Source organism: Nitrospira sp. Kam-Ns4a (assembly GCF_965152595.1).
Window position 1 is genome coordinate 3287070 of the sequence record NZ_OZ224218.1, and the last position, 26161, is coordinate 3313230.

A 26161-nucleotide genomic window follows, 5' to 3' on the forward strand; every position below is an offset into this window, starting at 1 on the left:
AGTCCGAACGATTGACCAATGACCAATGATGACGAACGACGGTGAGTTCATGACCACCGACGAACTGGAAAAGCTCCTGGCCGAACAGCCGCTTGGCTTGTTGCGGCGCCTCGCGCGCGGGCGGGTGCACCGGCACTTCCGCATGGGGAAGCGTCGGCTCATCGAGGCGCTGTTGCGCCACACGGCCGACAACCGGGCCGGGCTGGAAACGGATCTGCAGACATTGATACAGGAGGGCGCGCGGCCGAGGCCGTCAGCCGACCGGCCGGCACCCCAGAGGCGCCCGGCCACCCGCGCAGGGGCTCCCAGGCATGCCGCCTCCGGCGGCGAGCCGGCCCACCCGGAGCCGGCCATCGACCTGACGGCCTTTCTCGACGGCATCGGGGTGCCGCCGCCCCGCCCCTTCGTACCGGACGCCTGGCAGGAGGAGGCGCTGACGCATCTCGCGACGACGGACGTCATCGTGAGCGTCCCGACCGGGAGCGGCAAGACCTACGTCGCGATCGAGGCCGCGCGGCGCGCGATGGAGATGGACGAGACCGTGATCTACACCTCGCCGCTCAAGGCCCTCTCGAACACCAAGTTCACGGAGTTCACCAAGCTGTTCGGCCCCGAGCGGGTAGGCATCCTCACTGGGGACCGGAAGGACAATCCGCAGGCCCCGCTCCTCATCATGACGACCGAGATTCTCAGAAACCTGCTTTACGACGCCGCAGGCGGCGAGATTGACGTACGGCTCGACACCCTCGGGCTTGTGATCATGGACGAATCGCAGTACCTGGCCGACCCGGAGCGCGGGGTGGTCTGGGAGGAGACGATCATTTTCTGCCCGTCACAGGCGAGGCTCCTGCTGCTCTCGGCCTCGATCGGGAATCCCGAGGAGGTAGCGGCTTGGCTGACCAGCATCCGGCCGACGCCCTGCCATCTGGTCCGCCACCACCGCCGGTCGGTCCCCCTCCGGGCCGGCTACCTGCACCCCAATGGGAAGTTGACCCCCCTGTTCCGATCGGTGGGCATCCCGCAGAGCTCGCAGGCCTCGCTCCATCCGGAAGCCAAGCGACTGTTCGCCCTCTATGAAGACGAAACCTTCCGGCCGAGGTCCCATTAGGGCCTGGACCCTCCCTCCCCGTCGCAAAAAAGCGACATCGTGGAAAATTTGCGACAGCCACGGGCAGGCGACCCCATCCCGCAAAAGAAGGAATCGAACGATTTCAATTGATTCCCGCAGCCAGGTTATGGCATTTAGGTTGCTTATCCTGTCGTGGAGGTGCGAGTCCCCGAGAGGGCCGAGATGAAGCGGCTGCTGCTTCTAAGCCTGATCCTGGTCGCGACCGGCTGTCAGACGGCTCACTTCTTCGAGAAAGAAGTCGTCGTGGACAACGCCACCTTCATGAGCTTGTGGCGGGTTTACAGGCACTGCCAGTCCAGCCAGGACCTGGATGCCATGCTGGCCGACATGCGCCACTTAGCGCAGACCGTCCAGCACACGCCGTCGGTCAAGGACCTCGCCCCGGTGCAAAAGCCGATCGAGCGCTTCGTATCCGACCCGGTGAATCGGCTGGCCGTTGACCTCAACGCCATGACCGCCGCCTGCATGCTCTATACCGGTCAGGTCGCGCTGAACACGGGCCGCACCGACCTGGCGGCCGAGCTGTTCCAGACCGTCATTACGAACTACGCGCAACCCGAGTATCGGTACTACGTGACCCAGGCAAGGGCCGGCATGGAGCAAGTTGAGTTCCGCTATCAGTTCGTCCGCGAGGCACCTCCTGCGTCCAGCCCCTTGCTCGCGCGGTCTTCTTTCCAAGTCCAGGCCCACCGTTAACGCTCCCTCAGTCCGCATCGTCCGCGGCACGCCGGGCCTCGGGCCAGCGCACCCGGAGCGCGGTCCGGTACAGGTTCACGTACGCTCGCGCGGAGCGAGTCCAAGACACATCGGTGGCCATCGCGGCCTGGATCAAGGCACCCCATTCGTCCTGCTCCCGGTACACCCGCAAGGCGAGCAAGATCGCGCTGAGGAAGTCCTGCGGGTGCGCCTCCCCGAAGACAAACCCGGTCGCCCGCCTCTCCTTCACTGCCCGCGGGGAGTAGGCGACAACCGTGTCCGCCAGCCCGCCGGTGCGGCGGACGACCGGGATCGTCCCGTAGCGGAGGCTGTGGAGTTGGCTCAGCCCGCAGGGCTCGTAGCGGGACGGCATGAGAAACAGGTCTGCGGCAGCCTCGATCCGATGCGCCAGCGGCTCATCGAAGCCGATGCGAACCGCGAGCCGGTCGGGATACCGCGCCTCCAAGGCCCGCAGGAGACCCTCGTAGACGGGGTCTCCGGTTCCCAGCACCACGACCTGCTGGTCTAGCTCCATCAAGTCGGGTAGGACTTCGACGACCAGATCCACCCCCTTCTGGGCGGTCAGCCGCGACACCATGGCCAGCATCGGGACGTCGCGCACCGGGAGCTTCAGCTCACGCTGCAGGGCCCGTTTGCAAAGCCGCTTGCCGGAGAGGTCGTCGGCTGCATAGCGATGGGGGAGATGGGGATCGGCGGCGGGATTCCACTCGTCCGTATCAATCCCGTTGACGATCCCCACCAGGCGGTCCCGCCGCTCGCGGACGACCCCGTCTAACCCGAACCCCAACTCGGCCGTCTGGATCTCCCGGCTGTAGGTGGGGCTCACGGTGCTCAGAAAATCCCCGAACACCAATCCGCCCTTGAGCAGATTGATCGCCCCGTAGAATTCCAGCCTTTGCGGCGTGAAGAGGCTCCAAGCCAAGCCCGTCTTGGGAAACTCCGCGGCAGGGAAGATCCCCTGAAAGCCGAGATTGTGCAGGCTCAACACGCTCGCAAGCCGGTCATGCTCGGGACGGCCCGCATACAGCGTCCGCAGATACACGGGACACAGAGCCGTCTGCCAGTCATGGACATGGAGCACGTCCGGGTTCCAACCGGCGCCCGCGCTCAAGGCGGTGATCAGTTCCATCACCGCCCGGGAGAAGAAAGCGAACCGGTCCAGGTTGTCGGGGTAGTCGGCGCCGTTCTCCTGGTACAGACCGCGACGGGCGAAGTAGGGATCGTGCCGGATGGCATAGACGGGCACGGCGGCCGGGGCCCCGGTGCTGGTCGGCAGGTGTCCTTGCTCGACCGAGGCCTCGATCAAGCCGGACCACATGGGGACGGAAAGAGACAGCGCGGGCTCCAGCCCATGCGCACGCCCGTCAATCCACCCGTAGCGAGGGAGCACCAGCCGGACGTCGTGGCCCAAGCGGGCCAGCTCGCGCGGCAGGGCGCCCGCGACGTCGGCAAGGCCTCCGGTCTTCGCGAAGGGCACGGCCTCCGGGGAGGCCATGAGGATCTTGAGGGGCTGGGCGATCATCGGACATCGTGCGAAGCGCGCCGCCCCGGCGGGCTACCGGGACGGCGGCGCAACCGACTGCTCCAGCCGGGTCTTGAACCGCTCCTCTCGCCTCCATTGCGCCTCGACGGCCCGGAGGTCCTCCGCCGTCATCCGCTCACGATAGACGAGCCGGCCGTCCAGAAAGCCCAACAGCTCCCCGCGGGGCACATACCCGAGGAAGCGCGCCTCGCCGGTCACGACCCGGCTGTCCCAGCCCGGAGGAGCTTCGCCGAGCGGCACCCGGAACCGGGGCACGTAGCTGCCATTCTCGACGAGAAAGAACTGCGTATATTCGGCATGGTCGAAGGTCGGCTCGCCCCAGACGCTGAGAAACGCCGGAATCGTCAAGGTGTGGAGCGCCAGCTCGCCGCGGCGGACTTGCTCCTGCTGCTGGTCGAGAGAGGGAAGGGCGCAGGCACCGCCGAGCAGGCCAGCCACGACGAGCCCCGACAGAGCGCCGGAGCGAAAGGAGCCTGGACGGGAGCGGTGCATCAGAGCAATCGTCTGCTCTTGGGCTCTTGCGGCTTCACGGGCTGGCACAGGTCGCACTGGCACAGCCGGCGCAGGAACGTAAACGTGTAGATGCCCGTCTCGTGGCCGTCGCTCCACTTGAACCGGAACGCATAGCGGCCGACCGGCTCGACGTCCTGGAGCCGGATCAGCATCGGCACGTCCTCCGGCTTGATACGGAGCTGGCCCGTCCACTCGTCCGTGCAGGCGGCGCAGGGGCAGTGCTGGCGGAGGTAGCGGACCGGATAGACGCCCTTGTGCCCGTCGGACCACTCGATCCCCAGGACGCCCTTGTCCAGCCACTCCATGTCCTTGGGTTCCAGGGTTGTGGTTCGTCCGTCGCTCGTCACGGGGCACCCATCACGTGTCTCCGAGCACCGAGGCCTGATACAGCCCGTAGCCCATCGCGGCGACGCCCACGACCCGCCAACATCGCAGCAGCATCGGCTGGGCGTCGGTCAGCCCGTCGAGGCCCCAGAGGAATCCCGCGCCCAGGAACCCCTTGCCGATGAACCGCACTATGGCAGGACTGTACCAGAAAGAGACTCCTCCGACAAGCGCAGCTCGGCCCTCCTCCCTTCCGCTCGCCGCGCAGCGTGCAGACGCGACCCTGGCCTAGGTCTTCGACGCTCTCAGTTACTATCTGGACCACCGCGACGAGATTGACGCCAACATCCTCCGGAATGACGTGCCAGACCAGATGACTGTTTCGCGTCTGCGGTGACGCCAGATCACCCGCTCATCTTCAGAGGGACGGTCGTCTGGGATGGTCCGTAAGCAGTCCCGCTCTCCGCGGCAACGAGGAAATCCGCCGGCGGGAGGCGCCGCCCGGCGACGACGGTGACGTAGCCCTCGATCGCCGCCTCCAGCTCCTGGCGGACGCGCCCGACGGCTTTCAGCCGGACCAGGACCTCGGCTGGCAGGCGGAGCGCCTGCTGGAGCAAGGCGAGGCTCCCCGGCGAGAGGCCGAGGCAGCGGTCGGGATACCGGCCGGCACAGGGGCCGCACACGAGGCCGCCGGCCTGTGGCGAGAACAGGCGCCCGGCCACGGCGGCCGGCTCCCCTCCCCAGTCCCGCCCGCAGGCGGCGCAGTGGTCCACCTGCGGCCGAAAGCCGGTGAGGCCGAGCAGCTTGATCTGAAAGAGGAGGGTGGCCAGACCCGGCTCCTCGCCCGCCTGCAGGGTCCGGAAGCCGGCCAGCAGCGCGTCGAAGATCGGCGGCCCCGGATCGGCCTCGGCCGTCACCGCCGCCACCAAGTTGGCGAGCCGCGCCGCGGCGGCCATGAGGGCCAGGTCCTCCCGCAACCGGGTGAACGGCTCCCGGATGTCGGCCTGGGTAACGCGGTAGAGGGTGTCGTTGGGCTTCTCGAACAGGTTCAGTTCACTGTGGACGAAGGGCTCCAGCGCGCTGCCGAAGCGGCTCTTGATCCGCCGCGCGCCCCGGGCCACGCCGCGCACCTTGCCGAATCGGAGCGTGTAGAAGGTGACGATCCGGTCGGCCTCGCCCCACTTGCGGCCCTTGAGCGCGATCGCCGGCGTTTTGAGGAGCGTCATCTCAGGTATTCCAGCAGCGCGGTCGCCAGGGCGAGATAGATCGTGATCCCCGTGATGTCGTTGGCCGTGGTGACGAAGGGCCCCGCCGCCACCGCCGGGTCCACGTCCAACCGCTTGAGCAGGATCGGGAGAATGGTCGCCATGCTCGTCGAAACGAGAAAGGCGATCGTCATGGAGGCGCCGACCACCATGCCGAGGATGCCGTGGCCGTGCCACAGCCACCCCACGAGGGACAGGAGCGCGCCGCAGGCCAGTCCCAGCAGGAAGCCGATCCGCACCTCCCGGAAGAAAACGGTCCACATGTCGGCCAGTTCCACCCCGCCGGTGGCGAGGCCGCGGATGATCACCGTGGAGGACTGCAGCCCCACGTTGCCTCCCATGGCCGCGATGACCGGGATGAAGGTCACGATCGCGACCATCTCCTGGATCGTCAAGCGGAAATACCAGAGGATGGCGCCGGAGAGGAGCCCTCCGGCCAGGTTGGTGAACAGCCAGGGAAACCGGAGCCAGGCCGCGCGGACGCTGGACGATTTCAGGAGGACGTCCTCGGCCGCCCCGGCCATCTTCAGCATGTCCTCGGTGGCTTCTTCGCGGATGACGTCCACGACGTCGTCCACGGTGACGATGCCGACGAGCCGGTTGTCCCGCTCCACCACGGGGATGGCCAACAGATTGTACCGGGCGACCTGGCGCGCCACCTCCTCCTGGTCCGTGTCCACCGTCACGTACAGCACGTCGCGGGTCATGATGTTCTTCAACGGCGTGGCCGGCGGGACGGTCAGGAGCTGGCGCAGCGACAGCACGCCGACCAGGTGGTCGTCCTTGTCGGTCACGTAGATGTAGAAGACCATCTCCGCGTCGGTCGCCTGCTGCAGACGCCGGATCGCCTCCTGCGCGGTCGTCTCCTCGTCCAGGGCGAAGAACTCCGTGGTCATGATTGCCCCGGCCGTGCCCTCGGGGTACTTGAGGAGGCCCGCGATGTCGGTGGAGACCTCGGCCTTCATGAGGGCCAGGATCTCTTGCGCCCGCTCGTCCGGGAGTACGCCGAGGATGTCCGCGACGTCGTCCGGCCCGAGGTCCTTCAGCAACCAGGCCACGTCCGCGGGGGGCAAGTCCGCCAGGAGCAACTGGATGTTGTCCTCGTCCAGCTCGCTCAAGACCTGCCCGCGCTTGGCTTCGCCGCGCACCAGCTCGAACACGGTCCGTTTCTCCTTGGGGGACGGCAGATGGGCGAGGATCTTCGCGACGTCGGCGGGGTGCATGCGCGCCAGCATCTTGGCAAGATTGGTGATCGCGCCGCGCCGGAGCAGGCGCTGGACGGAGGCCAGCACCAGGTCAAACTTGGTCTGCCCCTTCTCCCCCGACTCGCGGAGCTGGTCCTTGACGAGGTCCCGCTCTGCCAGTCTGATGCGCTCGGTCGGTTGCATAACGTTCGTCCGGCACGAGGCTCGGGGCAAGGCCTCTGCATCTACGCTGCGCACCGCCCCCCCGTACCCGTTCAGTAGCCCAGTTTCGTCAACGCCTGCTCGTCCTCCCGCCACGCCGGCCGCACCTTGACCCACAGTTCGAGGAACACCTTGACGCCGAACAGCCGCTCCATCTCGATGCGCGCGTCCGTGCCGACCGCCTTCAAGCGCTCACCCTGCTGCCCGATCACGATGGCCTTCTGGGACTCCCGCTCCACCCAAACCGTGGCCGCGATCCTGGCCAGCTTGGGCGACTCCGTGAACCGGTCAATCTCCACTGCGACCGCGTAGGGGACCTCCTCCCGGGTCCTCAACAGGATTTTCTCCCGGATGATCTCGGCCGCCAGCACGCGCAGGGGTTGATCCGTGAGCGTGTCCTGCCCGTAGAGGGCCTCCCCCTCCGGCAGGACCTTCACCGTCAGCTCGAGCAGCCGATCGAGATTGTCGCCGGTCAGGGCGGACAGGGGCACGATCTCGGTCCACGCGAACAGCCGGCTGTACGCATCAATCACGGGCAACGCGCGGGCCTTGTTGATCAAGTCCATCTTGTTCAGCAGCAGGAACGCAGGACTATGGCGGACCGTCAGGGCCTCGCGCACGTGCTCGATCACCAGTCGGTCCCCCGGGCCGGGCGGCCCGGTCGCCTCGACCATGACGTACACCACGTCCGCTTCCCGCATGGTCTCCAGGGCGGTCCGGACCATCCGCTTGTTGAGCTGATGCCGGGGACGATGCAGGCCCGGCGTGTCGAAGAGCGCGATCTGCGCCTCAGGCCGGTGCACGAGGCCCAGGATGCGCGTGCGCGTCGTCTGCGGCTTGTCCGTGACGATCGCGATCTTCTCCTTGAGCAGCGCGTTCAGGAGGGTGGATTTCCCCACGTTCGGCCGCCCGATGATGGCGACGGTTCCGGTTTTCATAACTCCAGCGAACAGCCAGCAGCTAGTCGCGAAGAGCTCGGAACGGTTTCCGCCTCGACCTGACCATCGTTGCTACCGGCTAGCAGCGCCTCGCTACTTGCTGTCTTTCTCTTCCACGATTTGATAGACCGTCTCGCCCTTGCGCACGAAGCCCAGCCGCTCGCGGGCCAGCTCCTCGAGCCGGGCCGGATCGTGCTCGATCCGGTCGAGGTCCTTCCGCAGCTCGGCGTTCGTTCGCTGCAGCTCCTGAATCTCCGCCCGAAGCTGCTCAGCGTGCCGACGCATCGCGACGTATTTCCGGACCCCCATCTCATCGAAGAAGAACGACGCCACGAGGGCCGTCCCCACCGTCAGTCCCACAACCAGCATCAGACGGCGCGCCCGCTGATGCCAGCGCTGCAAGGTCTTGCGGCTGCGGTTCCGTCTGGCCATCAGGTGCTCACACGCACCGCGTCCCGACCGAGGTACACCGCTCCGGCGCCCAGCTCCTCCTCGATCCGCAAGAGCTGGTTGTACTTGGCCACCCGATCCGTCCGGGACAGCGACCCGGTCTTGATCAAGCCGGTGTTCAGGGCGACCGCTACGTCGGCGATCGTCGTGTCCTCGGTCTCGCCGGACCGGTGGGAGACCACGGCGGTGTAACCGGACCGCTTGGCCAGCTCGATCGCCTCGAGCGTCTCGGTCAAGGTTCCGATCTGATTCAGCTTGATCAGGATCGAATTCCCGATCCCTTCGCGGACCCCTCGCGCGAAGATCTCGACATTGGTGACGAAGATGTCGTCGCCCACGAGCTGCACCCGATCGCCCAGCCGCTCGGTCAGCATGCGCCAGCCCTTCCAGTCCAGCTCGCTCAGCCCGTCCTCGATCGAGAGGATCGGATATCGGTCCAGGAGGCGTGCGTAGTACCGGATCATCTCCTCCGAAGACCGCTCCGGCTGCTTTTCGGCCTCGAGCCGGTATCGCCCCTTCTCGTACAACTCGCTGGCCGCCGCGTCAAGGGCCAGCGCGACGTCCCGACCCGGCCGATACCCGGCCGTCTCGATCGCCTCGACGAGGAGGCCCAGGGCCTCCTCGTTCGACGCCAGGTCGGGGGCGAATCCCCCCTCGTCCCCGACCGCCGTGCTCAGCCCGCGCTGCTTCAGGATGCCCTTGAGCGTGTGGAACACCTCTGCCGCCATGCGGAGCGCCTCGCTGAACCGGCTGGCCCCGACCGGCATGACCATGAACTCCTGGAGGTCGAGCCGGTTGTCGGCATGGGCCCCGCCGTTGATGATGTTCATCATCGGCACCGGGAGCACCCGCGCATTCGCGCCGCCGAGGTAGCGGTAGAGGGGCTGTCCGGTTTCCGCCGCCGCCGCGCGGGCCACGGCGAGCGACACGCCGAGGATGGCGTTGGCGCCGAGCCGGCTCTTGCCCTTGGTGCCATCCAGCGCGATCATCGCGCGGTCCACCGCCGCCTGATCGAGCGCCTCCATCCCGAGCAGCCGCGGCGCGATGGTCTTGCTGATGTTGGCGACCGCCTTCGAGACGCCCTTGCCCATCCAGCGCCGCTTGTCGCCGTCCCGCAGCTCAATCGCTTCCTTCTCGCCGGTGGAGGCACCGGAGGGCACGGCCGCCCGCCCGCGGGCCCCACTCTCGAGCAGGACATCCACCTCGACCGTCGGGTTCCCCCGCGAGTCCAGAATCTGTCGCCCCCTGATCTCCCGAATCGCGCTCATCCTCGACTCCGCTCACCGGCACCCGGCCGTCCGCGTTCGGCCACGAGGGGCCCCCGCCGGGCCACGGCCGATCGGCGCCTCACCCCGCCAGCTTCCGCTTCACCAGCTCGTTCACCTTCCCCGGGTTCGCCTTCCCACCCGAGGCCTTCATCACCTGCCCGACGAAGAACCCCAGCACCTGCTCTTTGCCCGCCCGGTACTGCGCCGCCTGGGCCGGGTTCTGCTCGATGGCCTCGATCACGAGCTTCTCCAACGCCCCCTCGTCCGACACCTGCGCGAGGCCCCTCTCCTTGACCAGGGTCTCCGGCTCCTTCCCGCTCGCGTAGACCTCCGGGAAGATCTCCCGGGCGACCTTCAAGCTGATCGTCCCGTTTTCGACCAGCGTCAGGAGGCGCACCAGCCGTTCCGGGCTGACCGGCGAGGCGGTCACCGGCGTCCCGCTGTTGTGCAGCTCCCGGAGGAGGTCGCCCATGACCCAGTTGCTCACCGTCTTCGGATGCGGGAACAGCTTCACGCAGGCCTCGAAATAGTCGGCGAGCGGGCGCGACCCGGTGAGCACCCCGGCGTCGTACTCGGGCAGCCCGTACTCCGCGACGAAGCGCCGCTGCCGCGCCGCCGGCAGCTCGGGCACCGTCTTGCGCAGCTCCTCGATCCACTCCTCGGAGACGGCCAGCGGCACGAGGTCCGGGTCCGGGAAGTACCGGTAGTCGTGGGCCTCCTCCTTGCTGCGCATGACGACAGTCTCGCCCTTCTCCGGGTCCCAGAGCCGCGTCTCCTGCGCGATCCGTCCACCCTCGCTCAAGAGCTTCGCCTGCCGCTTGACCTCGTACTCGATCGCCTCCTTGACGAACCGGAAGGAGTTGATGTTCTTGAGTTCGACCTTCGTGCCGAGCGCCGTCGTCCCGGCCGGTCGCAGCGAGAGGTTGGGCTCGCAGCGCAGGCTACCCTGCTCCATGTTCCCGTCGCAGACCTCCAGGTACATCAGGATGTCCCGGAGGAGCTTCAGGTAGGCCACCACCTCGTCGGCCGAGCGCAGGTCCGGCTCGGTGACGATCTCCAGGAGGGGCGTGCCTGCGCGATTGAGATCCACGCGGCTCCCGCCACCCCCTTCGTGGAGGTTTTTCCCGGCGTCCTCCTCCAGATGCGCGCGGCGGATGCGCACGGTCCGCACGGCGTCGCCAACCCGCACGTCGAGGTGTCCGTGCTCACAGATGGGCGCCTCGTACTGCGAGATCTGGTAGCCCTTCGGGAGATCCGGGTAGAAGTAATTCTTCCGAGCGAAGCGGTTGGTGGGACGGATCGTGCAGTTCAGCGCCAATCCCGTCCGGATCGCCATCTCGACGGCCTTCCGGTTGACGACTGGGAGCGCGCCCGGCAGCCCCAGGCAGACGGGACAGGTCTGCGTATTGGGCGGCTGCCCAAAGCGGGTGCCGCACCCGCAGAACATCTTCGAGTCAGTCTGGAGCTGGGCATGCACCTCCAGCCCGATGACGACCTCGTAGGGCACGGTCAGGCTTTCCTCTCCTCCGAGAGGCGCTCGCGCTCGCGGCGCATCGCGTCGCGCCCGGCCTCGAGCGCCTCGGTCAGCACCGACTTCTTCTCCTGGACGAACTCCCGCCCCTTCTCGACCGCTTTCTCGATCACCTCGCTGGCACGATCGGCCGCCTCGCGGAGTTTCTCCTCCGTCCGCTGCGCGTAGCGCCGAAGCTGCTCGCGCGACTCGCGGCCGGACTGCGGCGCGGTGAGCAGCGCCACCACCGCCCCGACGGCCGCGCCAGCCAGGAAAGACAGAATCACCGTTCCTGCAGAAAATCCCGAATCATTGCCCGCCATCGCTATGCCCCCTTTCCCTCTGAAGACGCCTCCGCAGGACCGCAGACGCGGCCCGGAGCCCGGCGACCACGCTGGCGACGTTGACCAGCATCGTCCCGGAGGAGCCGCGGACGATCCCGTGCACCTGCTGCACCGTCTCGCCGACCTCGCCCACCGCGTGAAGCAGCACCGACGCCCGCTCGACCCCGTCGCGCGCCCGGTCCACGAGGTCGTTCACGTTCTCTGTTACGGACCGGATCTCCTTCAGCAGGGTCGGCAGCTCCGCGTTCAGCTCGGCCATCAGGCGCGCCGACTCCGCCGCGGAGCGCCGGAGCTCGATCAGCGTCGGTACCAGCAACGCCACCAGCACGACGAACGCCCCCGCGGCCAGCACCGCCGCGATCTCGATCAACATGGATTCTCTCCCTCTTGCGCTGGGTGGACGGGAGCGGCCTGGCCCGGCACCTCTGACACCCCTATCGCACCGGAGGCCGTTTGGTCCGCCAGCTCGTCTCCTGCTCGTAGGCGTGCGCCCCGCGCAGGATCGTGCTTTCGTCGAAGGGCCTCCCGATGAGCTGGAGGCCGATCGGCAAGCCCGCCTTGCTGAACCCGCAGGGAACCGAGATCGCTGGATTCCCCGCCAGGTTGACCGAGATCGTGTAGATGTCCGAGAGATACATCTGGAGGGGATCCTCGATCTTCTCTCCGAGTTTGAAGGCGGGCGTCGGCATCACGGGCGTGACGATCAGGTCCACCGCCTGGAAGGCCGCCTCGAAGTCCCGGCGGATCAACGTCCGCACCGCCTGCGCCTTACCGTAGTAGGCGTCGTAATAGCCGGCGCTGAGCGCGTAGGTGCCCAGCATGATGCGTCGCTTCACCTCGGGCCCGAAGCCCTCCTGCCGGGTCTTCATGTACATCTCGAGCAGGTCCTTCGTCTGCTTCGCGCGCAGCCCGTATTTGACGCCGTCGTACCGGGCTAGGTTGGAGCTGGCCTCGGCGGTCGCGATCAGGTAATAGGTCGCGATGGCGGCGTCGGTCCGCGGCAGCGAGATGTCCTTGATCTCGCCGCCCAGCTCCTTGAGCACCTCCACCGCCGCCCGGACCGCCTGATCCACCTCGGGGTCCAGTCCGTCGGCGAAGTATTCCTGCGGGACGCCGATCTTGAGCTTCTTGAGGTCCTTCCGCTTGAACGAGCGCGTGTAGTCGGGCACGGCCACGTCCGCGGACGTCGAATCGAGCGGGTCGTGTCCGGCGATCACGTTCATCAGCAGCGCCGCGTCCGCCACCGTCTTCGTGATCGGGCCGATCTGATCGAGCGAGGAGGCGAACGCGACGAGCCCGTACCGCGACACGCGGCCGTAGGTGGGCTTGAGCCCGACGACGCCGCAGCAGGCCGCGGGCTGCCGGATGGACCCGCCAGTATCGGACCCCAAGGCGGCCGCGCACTCATCGGCCGCCACCGCGGCCGCGGAGCCGCCGCTGGACCCGCCGGGGATATAGGCCAGGTTCCACGGATTCCGACTCGGTCCAAACGCCGAGTTCTCAGTGGACGAGCCCATCGCGAACTCGTCCAGGTTGGTCTTCCCGAGCAGCAGATAACCCCGCTCCCGCAGCCGCGCGATCACGGTGGCGTCGTAGGGCGGCACGAAGTTCCCGAGGATCCGCGAGGCGCAGGTGGTGAGCACGCCCTCTGTGCAGATGTTGTCCTTGACGGCGAGCGGCATCCCCATCATCGGCACCGTCTTCCGCCAGGCCTTCAGCTTGGCGTCCAGCGCCTCGGCCTGGGCCATCGCCGCGTCCAGCCTGAGCGTGATGTAAGCCTTCACCTTGGGCTCCACCTGCCGGATGCGGAGCTGATAGGCGTACACGATGTCTCGGGCGCAGACCTCGCCCTTCGTGAACTTGTCCTGAAGCTCGCTCAGCGTGAGCTTGTGCAGCGACATGCCCTACAAATCACCCATCACGCTTTGCTTACGATCCGATTCTTGTCGTCCACCTGAATGATCTTCGGCCGGTGCCGCTTGGCTTCGTCCTCCGCGTAGTACTCGTAGCAGAAGATGATGATCTTGTCCCCCACGACGGCCTTCCGGGCGGTCGGTCCGTTCAGCACGATCTCGCCGCCCCCTCGTTTCCCCGCCATCGCATAGGTCGTGAAGCGCTCCCCGTTGTTGAGGTTGGAGATCATCACCAGCTCGTAGGGCAGGATCCCGGCCGCGTCGAGGAGATCCTCGTCCACGGTCAGGCTGCCTTCGTACTCCAAGCAGGCGTCGGTCACGGTTGCCCGGTGGATCTTGGCACGCAACATTTGTCGAAACATGATGAACCCTCGTGATCAGTGATAAGCGATGAGCGATGAGTTTGCGTGAGAGATGCACCGAGTCATTTTCGTGTTTCTGGTCCAGGACCCATCGCCCATTCCTCATCACCCTTAACGCTCCTCGAGGATCTTCGGCACGACAAAGAACCCGTCGCCGGCCTCTGGCGCGTTGGCCAGCGCCTGCTCGGCCGGCAGGCCGGGACGCGCCTCGTCTTCGCGGAACACATTCACCTGGCCCAGCACCGTCGCCGTCGGCTCGACGCCTTCGGTGTCGATCGCCTTGAGCGTCTCGACATAGGTCAGGATGCTGCTGAGCTGGCGGCTGAAGGTCTCCTTCTCCGCCTCGGTGATCTCCAGCCGCGCCAGCTTGGCCACGCGCTCGACTTCGTCTTGGCTGATTTCCATAGGAAAGCCCGCAGCGATCAGCCTTCAGCTTCCGACCCCATCTGGCACGCCGCTAGCTGATGACCGACGGCATCCTCGTTCGTCTATTCTTATTCTACCGTCACGCTCTTCGCCAGGTTTCGCGGCTGGTCCACGTCGGTCCCCCGCAGCACGGCGACGTGATAGGCCAGCAGTTGCAGCGCGACCGCAAACAGGATCGGGGTCAGCAGCGGCGGGACGTCCGGAATCCGGAACACCGCGTCCGCCACGCTCCCCAACTCTCGCTCGCTAGCGCTGACAAAGGCGATGACCGGCGCCCGGCGGGCCCTGACCTCCATCAGGTTGCTCACGGTCTTTTCATACAGCTTGTCCCGCGGCGCCAGGACCACCACCGGCATGTCCTCGTCAATCAACGCGATCGGGCCGTGCTTCATCTCGCCGGCCGCGTAGCCCTCCGCATGGATATAGGAGATTTCCTTGAGCTTGAGGGCCCCCTCCAGCGCAATAGGATAGTTGATCCCACGGCCGAGGTACAGGAAGTTCCGTTTCTCGGCGAAGCGCCCGGCGATCTCGGCGATCTCGCCTTCCCGCGCGAGCACCTGCTCCACCAGGCTCGGGAGCGCCACGTACCGCTCCAGCCAGACCCGCCCGTCGTCGGCGGTCAGCGTCCCGCGCATACGGGCCAGGCAGAGCCCGAGCAGGTACAACGCCGTGAGCTGGGCCGTGAAGGCCTTGGTGGACGCCACCCCGATCTCTGGCCCGCAGTGGGTGTAGAGCACGCCGTCCGCCTCGCGCGCCAGCGTGCTCCCGACCACGTTCACGATGGCCAGGACGCGCGCCCCCTTGGCCTTCGCCTCGCGGGCAGCCGCCAGCGTGTCGGCCGTCTCGCCCGACTGGGAGATGGTCAGGAACAGGTCGTCCTTCTGGACCAGCGGATCGCGGTAGCGGAATTCCGAGCCAATATCCACCTGGACCGGCATCCGGAGCAGCTCCTCGAACAGATACTTCCCCACGAGGGCCGCGTGCCAGGAGGTCCCGCAAGCCACGATCCAGATCGAGCGGGCCGACGCGAGCTGTTCGGGCTCGAGGCCGATGCCGGCCAGGTCCGCGGTGCCGCTCTCGAAGCGGTAGCGCCCCCGCATCGTGTCCCGGATGGCCTGCGGCTGCTCGTGGATCTCCTTGAGCATGAAATGCGGATAGCCGCCTTTCTCGGCCGCCTTCGCATCCCAGACGATGTGCGTGGTCGGCCGCGCCGCCGGCCGGCCCTGCCGGTCCAGGATCCGGTCGCCCGCCCGGGTCACCACCGCCAGGTCCCCCTCCTCCAGAAACACCACGTCCCGCGTGTGCGCCAGCATGGCCGTCACGTCCGAGGCGATCCAGGCGGAGTCGCCCGCACGCCCGAGGACCAGCGGGCAGCCCGATCGGGCGGCCACGAGCCGGTCCGGCTCGCTCTCCGCCATGACGACGAGCGCGTAGCTGCCCCGGATCAGCTTCGTCGCAGCCAGAACCGCCTCCGCCAGACCCAGTCCCCGGCGAAGGGCCCGGTGAATCAAGTGCGCGACCACCTCCGTGTCGGTCTCGGACTCGAACCGGAAACCTGCGTCCTGAAGCTCCTGCTTGAGGGGCAGGTAGTTCTCGATGATGCCGTTGTGCACGACCACGCAGCCGCCCGACCGGTGCGGGTGCGCGTTCTCCTCGGACGGCCTGCCGTGGGTCGCCCAGCGGGTGTGTGCGATGCCGATCGAGCCCTGGAGCGGCTGCGCCAGCACGATGGCCTCCAGGTTCGCGAGCTTGCCTGGCGCTCGCCGCACCTCCAGCGCCCCATCCTGCAGCACGGCGAGCCCGGCCGAGTCGTAGCCCCGATACTCGAGCCGTCGCAGCCCCTCGAGGAGCATGGGCACGGCGGACTGGCTGCCGATATAGCCGACGATCCCGCACATCGCCGATCAGTCGCTCCCCCGTTTGCGGGTCTTTCGAGCCACCGAGCGCGACGGCTTCTTCTTGGCGACAAACGGCTGTCCCTTCGCGACTCGCGAAGCGCGAGGCGTCTTTGGACCGGAGTACGCCTCACGCTTCCCGCGCGACGCGTCGCGATCCCCGCCGCTTTGCAGGGCCCGGTGCCGGGCGGCCCAGCCCGGCCGGTTGACCTGCGGCACGCGCGCGATCGCCAGCGTGTCAGCCGGCACGTCCGCCGTGATCGTCGAGCCCGCCGCCACGACCGCGCCGCGGCCGACCGTCACCGGCGCGATGAACTGGGTGTCGCTGCCCACGAAGGCGCCGTCTTCGATGACCGTCCGGTGCTTGCGCACCCCGTCGAAATTGCAGGTGATCGTGCCTGCCCCGATGTTGACGTCCTTGCCGATCCGCGCGTCCCCCAGATAGCTGAGATGATTCGCCTTGGAGCCCTCACCGAGGTCGGCTTGCTTGAGCTCGACGAAGTTTCCAACCTTCGCCCTGCGCCGCACAACCGTCCCAGGCCGCAGGTGCGCGAAGGGCCCGACGGTCGTCTGGTCTTCGAGCGTCGCCTCCCGGATCACGCAGCAGTCCTGCACCACCACGCCGTTGCCGAGCCGGCTGTCGGTGATCCGCACATAGGACCGCAGCTCGCAGTCCCCGCCCACGACCGTGCGGCCCTCGAGCGTCACCCCCGGATGGATGGTCGTGTCCGGCCCGATCGTCACGTCCGCATCGATCCAGGTCGTGGCCGGGTCCAGGATCGTCACGCCGGCCTCCATCCACCGCTCGCAGACCTGCCGCCGGAGCAGGCGCTCGGCCAGCGCGAGCTGCTGGCGTGTGTTGATCCCCAACCCCTCTTCCGGCTCCCCTGTCGCCAGGGCCTCGACGCGCAGGCCGCCCGCGACCGCCTGCGCGACCACGTCGGTCAGGTAGTATTCGCCCTGGACATTCGCCGCCTCCAGCCGGTCCAGAGCCTTGAAGAGAAAGACGCCCTCCACGACATAGGTCCCGACGTTCACCTCGCGGATGCGGGCCTCCGCCTCGGAGGCGTCGCGGTCCTCGACGATGCGCAGGACCCGGCCGTCTCCGTCCCGCACGACCCTCCCGTAGCCGGAGGGGTCGTCCAGCATCGCCGTCAGCACGGTCACCGTCGCCCCGCCGCGCTCATGCCGCGCCAGCAGCTCGCGGACCGTGGCCTCAGCCAGGAGCGGCGTGTCGCCGTTCAGGATCAGGTAGCGCGGCGCGCCAGCGCCGCGCGCCCTCAGGATCGCCTCGCGGGCCTGCTGGACCGCGTGGCCCGTACCGAGTTGCTCCTCCTGGCGCGCGATCAGGATCGGCGGGGCGTCTACGGCTGTCTGGACCCTCGCCGTCACGCCCTGCCTGCGCGCCGGAGCGCCGCGCATCCCGCCGTACCCGGCCGCCGCATAATGTGCCTCGACGACCGCGGTCACCTCGTCGCCCTGCCGGCCGACGACGACCGTCACGCCCTCCCCCGCCAGCTTCAGCGCGAGGTCCAGCGGGTAGAGGACCATCGGTCGGCCCGCGACCCGGTGGAGGACCTTCACGAGCTTGGACTTCATCCGCCTGCCGATGCCCGCCGCCATCACGATCGCGGCCAATCCCTTGACCGGCCCCGCCGGCCGGGCCGCGGTCGCGGCGGCCGGCACCTTGATATCGGAAAGCCCCGTCGTCATGCGATCGGCACCTCAATATCGGGACGTGGGACCGGCTCAGGCTGCCCGGCCTTGGGCCCGGGCGGCCGCGAGCCGCCGGCCGGGGCAGCAGGCGGCGAGTAGAGGCCGCCGGAGACGATCAGCTTCATTGCCTCCTCGACGCTCATGTCCACCGGCACCACCTCCCGCTCCGGAACCAGCAGAAAATAGCCCGAGGTGGGGTTGGGCGACGTCGGCACATACACGTTCACCAGCGGGTCGGGCGAGACCTCCTGGACCTGCCCGTGCGTGACGCCGGTCACAAAGGCGAAGCAGTAGTGCCCGTTCTTCGGGAACTGGATCAGGACGACGCGGTTGTACTTCTCCCGCTCCTTGAACGAGAGGATATCCATCATGGACTTGAGGGTCGCATAGATGCTGCGCACCACCGGCACCCGGTGCAGCCAGTCCTCCCAGAGCCGGACGATCTGGCCGCCGATAATGTTGGCGGCGAGCAACCCGGTGAGAAAAATGAGCAGGACGAGGGCCAGAATGCCCAGGCCTGGCACGTAGTAATCCGGAGTGACGACCTTGGCCAGCACATCCCCGAGGATGCCGTCCACCGCCACGAAGAGGGTCTTCAGGACGAGCACCGTGCCCCAGATCGGGGTGATGACCAGCAAGCCGGTCAGAAAGTAGCGTTTGAGCAGGGCTATCAGGGTTTTCACCAGGGTTGTGCCTCGACTGCTCCATCATACAAGCTTTACGGGGGTGTCGCAAGCCTTTTTATTGCTATTTTCAATGACTTGGACTACCATGCGCCCACCGAGCGGAGGCCCGCCGTCTGGTGCTCCCCTGGGCACCCCGCGCGACAGCCGAGGCCAGTCGATTAGGGACGGAGGGATGTCGGTGAAGGAAGGCTCAGGGCCTGCCAGAGGGCTGGGACTCTGCGGCGGGCATCGCGTTGGCAAGACCACGCTGGCAGAGGCGCTCTCCAGAGTGGGGGGCATTCCGTTTGTCCGCACCGGCACGAGCGCAGTGTTCGAGCGGCATGGCCTCGATCCGGCCGAGCCGATGCCGTTCGCGACTCGCCTGCTCGTTCAGCACGAGATTCTCTCGGCAGCCGAGAAGGCGTGGCGGGAAGGGTCGGGGGCCTTCATTACGGACCGGACCCCGGTGGACATGATGGCCTACACCCTGGGCGATATCCGGGGGGACACGGAGGTGCGGTTGCAGGACTTGGACGCCTACCTGGAGCGCTGCTTTCGGGTCACCAACGAGCTGTTCTCCACGCTGATCGTCGTCCAGCCCGGCATCCCGCTGGTCCCTGACGAAGGGAAGGCCGCGCTGAACGAAGCCTACATCGAGCACATCAACGCCTTGGTGCTGGGCCTCTGTCACGACCAGCGGCTGCGGTGCCGGACGTTGCTGCTCGAGCGCGAGGTGACCACGCTGGACGCGCGGGTTGCCCGGCTCATGAGCCTCCTGGATCTGCCCCCGGATCGAGCCGCTGCTCCCGCTCGGAGGACCGGGCAGCCCTCGGAGCCGCCTCCAGGGTCAGGACGATCACCTTCTCCCCGGCGCAGACGTTCATGTCCATGAAGACCTCCTGCACCGGCCCATCGAGCAAGGCCGAGACTGTCTTGGCCAGCTCGTCCCGACATTCGTCGAACAGGGCTCGGTACATCTGCTTCACCACGGCGCGTCCGTGCGGGGTTCTGACCAACTCCCACTCGGCCTGGGACGGAGTACACCCCCTCAGGCGGATTAAGACCGCTTCGTGCGCCAATACGACCCGGACATCCGTGTAACGGATCCCCATCCAGTCCCGCTCGAACTGCTGGACCGCCCGCGCGATCCCCTCCGCAATCGGCCCGTGATGCTCCGCCGTCGTCATAGCCTGTTCCCCGTGCTCATGGGGCGGTGGTCAAGTGCCGTCCCGACCGGAGCGCGTGCCGGATCACATCCAGCCGACCGGGCAGGCCGAGATACCGGGGTGCGAAGGTCTCCATCAGCACCCGTTCATGGAGCACCGAGCGCCCACAGAACTCGAAGAAGGTGAGCGGGAGGTCCAGCCTCACACCCAAGGGCCTCTCGTATTGGGTGCAGAGACAGCTCAGAGAGCCCCGCCAGAGGTCCAGGATGATCCCGAGCCCCGCCAGCCCGCGCGCGAACCTTCGCAGCCGGCCGGCCTCCCCGCCTGCCGCTTCCCGGAGGATGCGCAACCGGATCAGCCCGGGCAGATCCACGCCCGTCGGCTTGCGCATCCATTCCGCGAGGGTCCATTCGGCCTCGACGTGGTCCAGCAGGCGGCCCGCATCGCGCTGCTCCAGAGAGGCTTGCAGCCGCGGCAACGTGACGACGCCGTCCAGGCCCAGCCCGAGCTTGCTGACCCGAGGCCGCAGCCTTCGTCGCACTGCCTGGGCCACACGGCCGATCCAGGCGGTGCCCACCACGCTGGCAAACAGACTTCTTGCGGTCAACATAGGAGTCTCGTGGTCGGGGCCGGCTGATCGATCCGAGCACCATGACGCACTGGATCAGACACGACCCCGGCCTCCGCTTCATCTGACCGCGGTCATCAGTCCCGGCCGGGTTGCTCTTCAAAGTAGCCCTGGTCAGGAAGCCCCTGTGGCAAGATGGTGAAGTCCCCGGCCACCGCGCTGACCCATCGCTTGGGGGTGCAACAGCTCCCATCCGGCAGCAGGTCCCATGAGCCCCGCCGCACCACCAGTGGCCCCACGCGCAGATCGGGGTGAAACACACCCGGCCCTCCAATGCCGAACGCGTTCCGTCTGGGAACACGCACGACGATCTCCCTGTCAGTCCAGGACTGGATGATCCCAGACACACCGTTGAAGAGAACCTCCGTGCGGGCAACGTTCTCCTCGAGCCGAATCAGCGCGAACTCATGTCCCCCTTCGTTCAAGCCAGGCTGAGTGGCCTCGAATGTCCTGAGAAAGTCGCCGAAGCCGGCGCCCCTGATCGTGACAAGGTCGTCCACGCCCGCGGCCATCGGGCTCACCGACTCCACTCGCGGCGTAACGACCTGGAACTGCTCCGCCCCCACCCGGATCACGCCCCGTTCGGCGCAGCATGAGCCATCGGGCTTCGGAACCGTCGCGCCGCGCTTGATCACGACGGGGCCACTCTTGGCGCTGTAGGGCACCCACACGTCAATCTTGTCGTCGTGCCAGCGGTAGACAATGGCCGGCACCCCGCCGATCTCGACGCCGTTCTCGCCCTTGTCGAAGTCAAGGAACGCAAACGGGGTCGCCCCGCTTTCTGAGTACTGGCCAAAGTGCTCGCCCGTGATGCGCAGGAGACTGCCGATCGGTGCGCTCGATGGGGAGAGGCCCGTCACCGTCGGGACCCACACCGTGAAGAGGCCGACGGTGCGTATGGTTCCGCCCCGCCGGATCACCAGCGGGCCGCTCTCGGCGTTCAGCGGCACATGCACCACGATTCGGCTGTCGGACCACTCCGCTACCGTTGCTGGGCGACCATTAAAGAGGACCGCGTCGTCGGGCGCCTTGCTGGATCCAAAGCCCCCGCCGAACAGGACCACCTTCGTGCCTACCGGGCCAGCGAGCGGATCCACGCGCACCGCGGGTCGGACCGACAGCGGCACCGCATTGCTGAGCGCATATTCCACCGGCGCGCAACAAGACCCGTCTCGCAAGGGGTCGGAGGAGGCCAGGCGGACGACGACCTGGCCGGACATCGCTCCAGGCGGCAGCTTCACCTCAATGAGATCGTCGCGCCACTGGATGGCCCGGGCCGGCTCGCCGCTGATCAGCACGTCATTGACCCCGAACATGACGTTCGGGTCCTGCGAGCCAGCGGTCGGACCGAAGTACCGACCACGGATGCGGAGCACAGTGCCCGGCTCCGCCTCAGCCGGCTCAACGGCGTGGATCTCCGGCTGCCGCACCGTCACGGTGCCCGCCCGGATTCCCTTGTGTCCCGCGAACACCTCGACGGGACCGCTGGCAGCCCGGAGTGGCACCTTCACCTCCACTCGGTCCAGCTCCCAGCGCTGGACCAGCGCCGGGAGCCCGCCGATCAAGACCCGGTTCACCTGGGATGACACAAACCGCCCGAACCCGCTACCGGTGATCGTAAGGGTCGCGCCGGGCGGCAGGGTTTCCGGACTCACCGTAGGAGCCGCGCCGACGCTCTCGTGGACACCGGACATCCCGCCGACGGCCGCGAACAGCCCACCCAGTAATACCGCGTAAAAGGCCGACCGATTCTGCCCGTTGCCCACCTGCGTAGGTGCTCCCTCAATAGGCTGCCGCCGGTGACAGCGGTTCGTTCGACACAAGCCGCAGGATGTGGAACGCATCGAACGCCGCCGTCATCGTCCCCATCGTCACCAAGCCGACCCGGCCGCCTTGCCAGATCGGCTCATTCGCCACCGCCAGGACTTCGGTGCCGTCCAGGAACAGGGCCAGGCGCGGCCGGCTGAGATGCGCGAAGTTTTCCCGTTGGAGGCGCAACAGACGCCAGGCGCCAGGCCCGAGTCTGACAGGAGCCGCGCCAAGAAGCGTAACCGCTCCCCGCTCAATCCGGTAAATCGCCACCTCGCTCACGCCGGCGTTCACCGTCGCCGCGTAGAACACCTCCTTGTCCCGCCCGCCCACGACGATTCCGGCCCGCCCAGGCTGATGCTCATCCAGCTTGAGCCGGACCACCACATCCACATAGTCGAAGGTCGCCTCGTCGGTCAGGATCATCTGGACGCAATCGGCTCCGGCACAGGTGGCATCGACCGCGAGCACGTGGGGCGCACTTGGGGCCTGCGGATCGGCGACGATGCGCCAGTCGGCCCGACTTCCGTTCGGCCAAGCCGCTAGAAGGAATCCATGAGGAGCGGCGCCCGGAGGCTCACGGTCGAAGTCCCATGCCCGCAACAGATCCTGTGCCGGTGGGGACGCGTGGACGGCGACATCAAGCACTTCGGGCGACCGGACCGGCGTGGGCAGCGTCACCTGCGCGCCTTCGGGCACCAGGGCCTTGACCAGATCATTGCCGACCAGATGCGCCCACACCCCGGCCACGCCCGCGAGCCGATCGTGCCACTCCTTCATGGTGCGCAGCCTGGCCTGCAGCGCCTCCGGCTTGCGGTCTGGGGACAGCGCCTCCAGGGTCAGCAGCGCGTGCGCTGCAACGACCTTTTCCAACGGGGACTCCGCCAGTTCTAGCGCCTGTTCGGCCTCGCGCGTCGCCTGGCCTAACCACGGGTGCTCATACCGGCGATTCCAGGCCAGCCACTGGATCCGATCCCATGCCAGCTCCGACAAGAGCGCGCCGCGGCGCGCCGGCTCGGCGGCCAGGACCTCCGCGAGCAGGCCCTCGTGCTGCCTCACGGCTTCCTCCGCATCACCATTCCACCGATACAGCGCCCCGAGCCGGCGGCGTGTCTCTGCATCCGCCCGCCTGTGGCTTGCTACGACCTCCAGCGCGCCCAGGGCGCCGTACAGCGCATCCGCGGCGGGCTCATTGCCTGTCGCAGTTGCCGTCAGCTCCTGACGCCAGGTCGGGGCCTGAATGTTCCAATAGAGCTCCGCCAGGCGGGATCTAACCGCCTCACTTAGCGCGTTTATGCCGCTTTTGCTCAGCCCTTGGGCCAGAAACAAGCGATACAGTTCGCCGCCGAGCAGGGCGTTCGTCTCGGTATCCTCCGGATCGACCAGCAAGAGCCGCCTGAGCAACGCCAGCCGCTCGGCCAAGTCCGGCAAGTGCCGGGCCCGCTCGAGACTGGCTGCAAAGCGGTCGGCTGCGTCCGCCTTGGTCCACCAACGCACCGAACCCAGAACCAGCCCGCCGTTGACAGGGAGCGGCGACGACGAATCACCGGGACGATCGAACGCGCGCCCGATATTGTCCTGATCGAGACCGTATCGGGTTCCAGGAATCTGCGGCGTATCCGTAAGCGCTTCGTTCACCACGGCAGCGTCCATGGGATATCCGTGCTGGCGCAACCCGGTCACGACCACGAAGCGCACGCGCAGGGTCCGCACAGGACCGTACCGGCGGACCGTGCCGGTCGCCCACCAGACTTCGTTTGGCCTGAGAGCCAGCGGCGCAGTGAGGGGGTCGGGGTAAGTCACAAGGAGCTCCACCATGGTCCCTCGGACCGCCAGGGGGTCCTCCCCCTTCCGTTGAACCGCGATCGGTCGAGCGGGCCAAACCTTCTTGATCGCAACCTGGGGCCGGGCGTCCCCGACGATGGCGGGCGAGAGGAACAGGCCCGGCGGATAGTCCTTCCAGGCATCCGCGGTCCGATGCTGCTCGGCGATCAACCCGAACCCGAGACCACGGCCTTGAGCGTTGAAAATGCCTTGCTCTGGATCATCTGTGACCAACGTGCGGTGGACCTGCATTGTGTCGGCCCAGCAGGCTTGCGGCGCTTGTGGCTTGGCCTCCAGCGACGCCGGCGGCAATCCCCCTCGGGACCGGCTGACACATCCGAGGTCGAGCGTAGCCCAGTCGGTAAGCCGACCTGCGGCAAGCGCCTCCGCATACCGCAGAACCAGACGACCCAGCTCATCTGCATGCACAGGGGCGCCAGGCTTGGCCGATCCAGCAAGCAGGCTCTCTCCCCACAACAGCGTTGCCACGAGCACCAACCCGACGATCACTCGTTTCTTCACCGTCGCCCCCTCCGCTCCCCCCCTGCTCCGTCAGTACTCTGGCTGGCCGCTGTAAGGCTGCGTGCGTCCACAACGAACGGACAGGGTGCTGGTGCCGCGCCCGGCTACGCACTGATCGAGCGCCGTCGAAAAATCCACCGTGCCTTCCTCCGTCACGAGGAAGGGGAAATCAAACGTAAAGGTGCCGAACCAGTAGCGCCCAGGCTTCACCCGGAGTTCGTGCGGCTCGCCAGTCCGAAACGCGTCCGTGCTCTCGGGGTCCAGGCTCCAGATGAGCGGGGTGAGCCCCGGGACGTGCCACCAGGTCGGCGGAGAGATCTGGGTCGGGTCAATCGTGATCGTATGCTCCCGCAGGCCAGCTTGATCCGACACCGGCGCTGTCTGTGCAGTTTGAAGGACCACAAGGAGGCCCAGCGCTAAGGCTCGCAGTGTTCCCGAGAGCTGGCTTCGGTATTTACGGCGCATGGTCCCCCTGGGCCGCGCGAGGGGCCTGGAAAATGTCCTCGACCACGTGACTCTTCCACTCAGTATAGGTCTCCAACCCAAGCGCGCGGAGCACAGTCGCGCCCGTATCCATGATCGAGACCGGCTCCTTGATCGTATAGCCGGCTTTGATCCCCGCCCCCCAGGCGATCCAGGGCACGCGCGGCAGACTTGTCCCTCCGGCCGAGGGCGGTTCCGCGTCAGTCCCGCCGGCGCCGCTCAACGCGGTAACAAACACCACGGTGCGCACAAGCAGCCCAAGCTCCCGATAGAGATCCAGCACGGCACCCGTCGCCCCGTCCACCGCCCGCAGGGCCTCGCGGTATTCCCTCGAGGTCCATCCGTACGCCTTCCCCACGCGCCCCGGCTCAGGAAGGTGCACCAGCAGGCAATGTGGCAAGGCCTCGATCGCGTGGCCGTAACCGTGCCCGCTGGTCGCCTTTCGAAAATACTCGCGGATATAGCGGACCACAGTAGCGGGACTGCACTCGGGCCGCAGCGCCCCGCACACCTGGTAATCCGTATAGGGCGTCGGCTTAGCCAGTTGGTTGAGGGATTCGTCCATCAGGAACACCGCGCTGTCCCGCCCGCCGCTCAGATCCAAGTAGTCGAACAACGTCGGCGGCCGGGGATAGCCGCGGATGAAATCAAAGACATCCCAGTCAATCCCGTGCTGCTCAACCGGGAGCCCGGTCAGGAGCGAGGCCATCGTCGGCAGGCGCCCGAGAGGTCTGACAGCGGTCGCCAACCAGGTGACCGCCCCCTCCTTGGCGAGGTGAGACAGGGTCGGTGCGAGGCCGGAGGCGAAGGCTGCGCGATCCACCCCCTCGAGCACGAGCAACACGACGTACTCAGCCGGGCCTGCTGCACGCGGGCTCAGAGCTGCGGCGACCGAAGCCTCGCTGCGAAATGGCGACTGACTGTCAGCTTCAGAAGCCATCGCCAACCACCATCCGAGCAGCAGGCATACTGTTCGCGCGATCGGCCGCCAGTCCACGCGACGGTCCCCCGTGATTCACGCACGCTTCACGCAAGTCGGATGCCAGGCAATACGCCCAGCCCTGCGGGTTACGTGGCCAGCGCTGAGCCGAACGAATTGCACCCATGGGTCTAGGATTTCGGTCGAACGTCCGGACTCGGCTGTCAGGGCAGGTTCTCTTAAGCGCCGCCGCCGGTGCGTCGGCGCACGCGGGCCGGTGCATCGCCGCACGGGACGCACGCACCCGCGCACGTCTGGACCAGTCTCCAGCCGTCTACACTCATTGCGCTCTGTCCCCGCAGTCCCATCCACCCCCTGGACAGTCCCGTAGAAGGCCCGCTCGTCCGGCTCCAGTGCCACGAGGTA

The 26161-nt window shown here is 67.3% G+C and carries 25 protein-coding genes and 2 pseudogenes; 3 read left to right on the forward strand and 24 right to left on the reverse strand.

The genetic code is table 11. The annotated features are described in order from the left end of the window. The first annotated feature begins 49 nt into the window (after nucleotides 1-49). A complete protein-coding gene (locus ACWHYQ_RS16475) occupies nucleotides 50-1108 on the forward strand; it encodes a DEAD/DEAH box helicase (protein WP_447973195.1) in 1059 nt (352 codons plus the stop codon). A gap of 183 nt (nucleotides 1109-1291) precedes the next feature. After that, the gene (locus ACWHYQ_RS16480) at nucleotides 1292-1825 is read left to right on the forward strand and encodes a hypothetical protein (RefSeq protein WP_447973196.1); all 534 of its coding nucleotides are present in this window, start codon (nucleotides 1292-1294) and stop codon (nucleotides 1823-1825) included. Between the two features lie 7 nt (nucleotides 1826-1832). On the opposite strand, the gene glgA is transcribed toward ACWHYQ_RS16480, so the two are convergent. The 18 genes and pseudogenes from glgA to ACWHYQ_RS16570 form a co-directional block, all read right to left on the reverse strand. After that, entirely contained in the window at nucleotides 1833-3368 is a 1536-nt protein-coding gene (gene glgA, locus ACWHYQ_RS16485; protein ID WP_447973197.1) for a glycogen synthase GlgA, read from the reverse strand. 33 nt (nucleotides 3369-3401) lie between these two features. Next, nucleotides 3402-3827, reverse strand: coding sequence for a hypothetical protein (locus ACWHYQ_RS16490; protein ID WP_447973198.1), 426 nt, complete (start codon nucleotides 3825-3827; stop codon nucleotides 3402-3404). 53 nt (nucleotides 3828-3880) lie between these two features. Further along, nucleotides 3881-4249, reverse strand: coding sequence for a gamma-butyrobetaine hydroxylase-like domain-containing protein (locus ACWHYQ_RS16495; RefSeq protein WP_447973199.1), 369 nt, complete (start codon nucleotides 4247-4249; stop codon nucleotides 3881-3883). A gap of 10 nt (nucleotides 4250-4259) precedes the next feature. After that, complete coding sequence (locus ACWHYQ_RS16500; RefSeq protein WP_447973200.1) at nucleotides 4260-4418, reverse strand: hypothetical protein; 159 nt, start codon at nucleotides 4416-4418, stop codon at nucleotides 4260-4262. 212 nt (nucleotides 4419-4630) lie between these two features. Further along, complete coding sequence (recO, locus tag ACWHYQ_RS16505; RefSeq protein WP_447973201.1) at nucleotides 4631-5452, reverse strand: DNA repair protein RecO; 822 nt, start codon at nucleotides 5450-5452, stop codon at nucleotides 4631-4633. Continuing rightward, the gene (gene mgtE / locus ACWHYQ_RS16510; protein ID WP_447973202.1) at nucleotides 5449-6879 is read right to left on the reverse strand and encodes a magnesium transporter; all 1431 of its coding nucleotides are present in this window, start codon (nucleotides 6877-6879) and stop codon (nucleotides 5449-5451) included. Before mgtE ends, recO begins: the two co-directional genes overlap by 4 nt. Nucleotides 6880-6950: 71 nt before the next feature. Beyond that, complete coding sequence (era, locus tag ACWHYQ_RS16515; RefSeq protein WP_447973203.1) at nucleotides 6951-7835, reverse strand: GTPase Era; 885 nt, start codon at nucleotides 7833-7835, stop codon at nucleotides 6951-6953. Nucleotides 7836-7928: 93 nt separating this feature from the next. Further along, a complete protein-coding gene (locus ACWHYQ_RS16520) occupies nucleotides 7929-8267 on the reverse strand; it encodes an FtsB family cell division protein (RefSeq protein WP_447973204.1) in 339 nt (112 codons plus the stop codon). Then, complete coding sequence (eno, locus tag ACWHYQ_RS16525) at nucleotides 8267-9553, reverse strand: phosphopyruvate hydratase (protein ID WP_447973205.1); 1287 nt, start codon at nucleotides 9551-9553, stop codon at nucleotides 8267-8269. Before eno ends, ACWHYQ_RS16520 begins: the two co-directional genes overlap by 1 nt. A gap of 79 nt (nucleotides 9554-9632) precedes the next feature. Beyond that, nucleotides 9633-11060, reverse strand: a complete 1428-nt coding sequence (gatB, locus tag ACWHYQ_RS16530; RefSeq protein ID WP_447973206.1) for an Asp-tRNA(Asn)/Glu-tRNA(Gln) amidotransferase subunit GatB — start codon at nucleotides 11058-11060, stop codon at nucleotides 9633-9635. Nucleotides 11061-11062: 2 nt separating this feature from the next. Next, nucleotides 11063-11350 carry a YtxH domain-containing protein gene (locus tag ACWHYQ_RS16535; protein ID WP_447973207.1) on the reverse strand — a complete coding sequence of 96 codons (288 nt, stop codon included), beginning with the start codon at nucleotides 11348-11350 and terminating at the stop codon, nucleotides 11063-11065. A 22-nt stretch (nucleotides 11351-11372) separates the two neighbouring features. After that, nucleotides 11373-11780 carry a DUF948 domain-containing protein gene (locus ACWHYQ_RS16540; RefSeq protein ID WP_447973208.1) on the reverse strand — a complete coding sequence of 136 codons (408 nt, stop codon included), beginning with the start codon at nucleotides 11778-11780 and terminating at the stop codon, nucleotides 11373-11375. A 61-nt stretch (nucleotides 11781-11841) separates the two neighbouring features. Next, nucleotides 11842-13308 (reverse strand): Asp-tRNA(Asn)/Glu-tRNA(Gln) amidotransferase subunit GatA, encoded by a 1467-nt coding sequence (gatA, locus tag ACWHYQ_RS16545; protein ID WP_447973209.1) that lies wholly within the window; start codon nucleotides 13306-13308, stop codon nucleotides 11842-11844. A 17-nt stretch (nucleotides 13309-13325) separates the two neighbouring features. Further along, on the reverse strand, nucleotides 13326-13682 hold the full coding sequence (panD, locus tag ACWHYQ_RS16550) for an aspartate 1-decarboxylase (protein WP_447973210.1): 357 nt from the start codon (nucleotides 13680-13682) through the stop codon (nucleotides 13326-13328). Nucleotides 13683-13793: 111 nt separating this feature from the next. Further along, nucleotides 13794-14087, reverse strand: coding sequence for an Asp-tRNA(Asn)/Glu-tRNA(Gln) amidotransferase subunit GatC (gatC, locus tag ACWHYQ_RS16555; protein WP_447973211.1), 294 nt, complete (start codon nucleotides 14085-14087; stop codon nucleotides 13794-13796). 89 nt (nucleotides 14088-14176) lie between these two features. Next, a complete protein-coding gene (gene glmS / locus ACWHYQ_RS16560) occupies nucleotides 14177-16006 on the reverse strand; it encodes a glutamine--fructose-6-phosphate transaminase (isomerizing) (RefSeq protein ID WP_447973212.1) in 1830 nt (609 codons plus the stop codon). Nucleotides 16007-16174: 168 nt separating this feature from the next. Further along, nucleotides 16175-17626 (reverse strand): annotated as a pseudogene (glmU, locus tag ACWHYQ_RS16565) (bifunctional UDP-N-acetylglucosamine diphosphorylase/glucosamine-1-phosphate N-acetyltransferase GlmU); the annotation flags it as partial. An 86-nt stretch (nucleotides 17627-17712) separates the two neighbouring features. Beyond that, nucleotides 17713-18402 (reverse strand): DUF502 domain-containing protein, encoded by a 690-nt coding sequence (locus ACWHYQ_RS16570; protein WP_447973213.1) that lies wholly within the window; start codon nucleotides 18400-18402, stop codon nucleotides 17713-17715. 181 nt (nucleotides 18403-18583) lie between these two features. On the opposite strand from ACWHYQ_RS16570, the gene ACWHYQ_RS16575 reads away from it, so the two are divergent. After that, complete coding sequence (locus ACWHYQ_RS16575; RefSeq protein ID WP_447973214.1) at nucleotides 18584-19276, forward strand: AAA family ATPase; 693 nt, start codon at nucleotides 18584-18586, stop codon at nucleotides 19274-19276. Nucleotides 19277-19283: 7 nt separating this feature from the next. On the opposite strand, the pseudogene ACWHYQ_RS16580 reads toward ACWHYQ_RS16575, so the two are convergent. The 6 genes and pseudogenes from ACWHYQ_RS16580 to ACWHYQ_RS16605 all read right to left on the reverse strand — a co-directional run. After that, nucleotides 19284-19571, reverse strand: a pseudogene (locus ACWHYQ_RS16580) (Na-translocating system protein MpsC family protein); the annotation flags it as partial. Nucleotides 19572-19587: 16 nt separating this feature from the next. Next, entirely contained in the window at nucleotides 19588-20160 is a 573-nt protein-coding gene (locus ACWHYQ_RS16585) for a hypothetical protein (RefSeq protein ID WP_447973215.1), read from the reverse strand. Between the two features lie 95 nt (nucleotides 20161-20255). Continuing rightward, nucleotides 20256-21944 carry an IPT/TIG domain-containing protein gene (locus ACWHYQ_RS16590; protein WP_447973216.1) on the reverse strand — a complete coding sequence of 563 codons (1689 nt, stop codon included), beginning with the start codon at nucleotides 21942-21944 and terminating at the stop codon, nucleotides 20256-20258. Nucleotides 21945-21960: 16 nt separating this feature from the next. Then, complete coding sequence (locus tag ACWHYQ_RS16595; protein WP_447973217.1) at nucleotides 21961-24333, reverse strand: hypothetical protein; 2373 nt, start codon at nucleotides 24331-24333, stop codon at nucleotides 21961-21963. Nucleotides 24334-24363: 30 nt separating this feature from the next. Then, the gene (locus ACWHYQ_RS16600; protein ID WP_447973218.1) at nucleotides 24364-24705 is read right to left on the reverse strand and encodes a hypothetical protein; all 342 of its coding nucleotides are present in this window, start codon (nucleotides 24703-24705) and stop codon (nucleotides 24364-24366) included. Between the two features lie 82 nt (nucleotides 24706-24787). Beyond that, nucleotides 24788-25660, reverse strand: coding sequence for an alkaline phosphatase family protein (locus ACWHYQ_RS16605; protein WP_447973219.1), 873 nt, complete (start codon nucleotides 25658-25660; stop codon nucleotides 24788-24790). Nucleotides 25661-26161: the final 501 nt, after the last annotated feature.

Bases quoted from the DNA above. Each gene is read 5' to 3' on its own strand.
- eno (WP_447973205.1), bottom strand. From the start codon at position 9,553: ATGAGCGCGATTCGGGAGATCAGGGGGCGACAGATTCTGGACTCGCGG.
- glgA (WP_447973197.1), bottom strand. From the start codon at position 3,368: ATGATCGCCCAGCCCCTCAAGATCCTCATGGCCTCCCCGGAGGCCGTG.
- ACWHYQ_RS16540 (WP_447973208.1), bottom strand. From the start codon at position 11,780: ATGTTGATCGAGATCGCGGCGGTGCTGGCCGCGGGGGCGTTCGTCGTG.
- ACWHYQ_RS16520 (WP_447973204.1), bottom strand. From the start codon at position 8,267: ATGGCCAGACGGAACCGCAGCCGCAAGACCTTGCAGCGCTGGCATCAG.
- era (WP_447973203.1), bottom strand. From the start codon at position 7,835: ATGAAAACCGGAACCGTCGCCATCATCGGGCGGCCGAACGTGGGGAAA.
- ACWHYQ_RS16475 (WP_447973195.1), top strand. From the start codon at position 50: ATGACCACCGACGAACTGGAAAAGCTCCTGGCCGAACAGCCGCTTGGC.
- glmS (WP_447973212.1), bottom strand. From the start codon at position 16,006: ATGTGCGGGATCGTCGGCTATATCGGCAGCCAGTCCGCCGTGCCCATG.
- gatA (WP_447973209.1), bottom strand. From the start codon at position 13,308: ATGTCGCTGCACAAGCTCACGCTGAGCGAGCTTCAGGACAAGTTCACG.
- mgtE (WP_447973202.1), bottom strand. From the start codon at position 6,879: ATGCAACCGACCGAGCGCATCAGACTGGCAGAGCGGGACCTCGTCAAG.
- recO (WP_447973201.1), bottom strand. From the start codon at position 5,452: ATGACGCTCCTCAAAACGCCGGCGATCGCGCTCAAGGGCCGCAAGTGG.
- ACWHYQ_RS16480 (WP_447973196.1), top strand. From the start codon at position 1,292: ATGAAGCGGCTGCTGCTTCTAAGCCTGATCCTGGTCGCGACCGGCTGT.
- panD (WP_447973210.1), bottom strand. From the start codon at position 13,682: ATGTTTCGACAAATGTTGCGTGCCAAGATCCACCGGGCAACCGTGACC.
- ACWHYQ_RS16585 (WP_447973215.1), bottom strand. From the start codon at position 20,160: ATGTTGACCGCAAGAAGTCTGTTTGCCAGCGTGGTGGGCACCGCCTGG.
- gatC (WP_447973211.1), bottom strand. From the start codon at position 14,087: ATGGAAATCAGCCAAGACGAAGTCGAGCGCGTGGCCAAGCTGGCGCGG.